1 protein-coding gene is annotated in these 1,402 nt (G+C 73.3%); it reads left to right on the top strand.

What is annotated here, in order from left to right:
• On the top strand, positions 1 to 1,104 hold a 1,104-nt coding region (locus AB0F81_RS46460; protein WP_360209992.1), incomplete at its 5' end, for an ABC transporter permease.
• Between the last annotated feature and the right edge of the window lie 298 nt (positions 1,105 to 1,402).

The raw sequence follows: 1,402 nt of genomic DNA on the forward strand, positions 1-1,402 counted from the left end.
TTCGGGGTGGCCGCCGGCCTGGCCGGCACCAGCCTCAGCCAGAACGCGCGCCGCACCGCCGCGGCCGCGATGGCCGTGGTCGTCGGCGCCGCGCTGATCACCTGCCTGGCGGTGGCCGCGACCAGCGGCCGCGCCACGGTGAACGCCGACCTGGAAGCCCGCTACCCGGTGGCCGCGAGCCTGCGCACCGACGGCACCGCGATCAGCGGCGAGACCGTCGGGGCGCTCGCCGGGGTGCCCGAGGTGGCGGCCAGCGGCACCGTCGGCACTGTCGCCGCCCGCTTCCCCGACGGTGGCAAGGCAACCCCGCGGCTGCTAGCAGTCCCCCAAGGCGAGCTGGCCGCCCAGGTGGCGCCGGAGGTCACCGGCGCCCCGGTCGTGCTGGTGCCCGCCACCTATCTCGCCGAGCTCGGCCAGCCCGACGGCGTCCCGATCACCGTCGAGGTGGGCGAGCGCCGCATGCAGCTGGTCGCCCGTGCCTCAAGGCTCGCCGACACCACCGGCCAGCTGCTGGGCGTGGTCGGCGCGCAGACCCTCACCGCCCACCGGATCGAGACGACCCCGACGGCGGTCTGGGCGGTCGCCGCCGCGGGCTTCAACCGCGACGCCCTGACCGCCGACGTGAACGCGGTCGCCGCCCGCGACCCACAGGTGCAGGTCGGCGGCGGTGTCACCGAGGGCGGCGACATCGCCAACGTGCTGTCCATCCTGCTCGGCCTCTCCCTGGCGATGCTGGCCGTGACCGTGGTGATCGCCCTGCTGGGCATCGCGAACCTGCTCGGCCTGTCGGTCATCGAGCGGGTGCGCGAGATGGCCCTGTTGCGCGCGCTAGGCACACGGCGGGCACGGCTGCGCGCGATGCTCGCGGTCGAAGCCGTGGTGATCACCGTGCTGGGCACGGTCGCCGGAATCATCGTCGGCGTCCCCGTCGGCCTGGCCGGAGTCGCCGCAGCCGTCGGCCGCACCGCCGAGCCGGTGATCAGGCTGCCCTGGACCCAGCTGGCCGCCGTCCTGGTCGTGGCAGTCCTGACCGGTGTGCTGGCGAGCCTGCTGCCGGCGCGGCGGGCCGCACGCATCGCGCCCGCCGAGGGCCTGACCCGCTGACCATGACGCGTCGTGTGGCATTCGTGACTCGGAGCGGATATTGATTGATTTGACCATATAAGTGAAGTAACGTCACAAATACGATGCAACTTGCACGTACTTGGTTCACGGGGGAACGGCTTGTGACGGACGTACTGGTCGTGGACGGCGAGGCTCTGGTCAGCATCGGCCTCAAGATGATCCTGGAGAGCACGGGCGGCTTCGCAGTCGCCACATCGGACCGGGAAAACGTCCGGTCCGGCGGGGGGGCGCACCCCCCCCCCCGGGGGGGGGGGGGCGGGCCCCAGCGGGGGGGACG

This window comes from Actinoplanes sp. NPDC024001 (assembly GCF_040638955.1).
GTDB lineage: Bacteria > Actinomycetota > Actinomycetes > Mycobacteriales > Micromonosporaceae > Actinoplanes.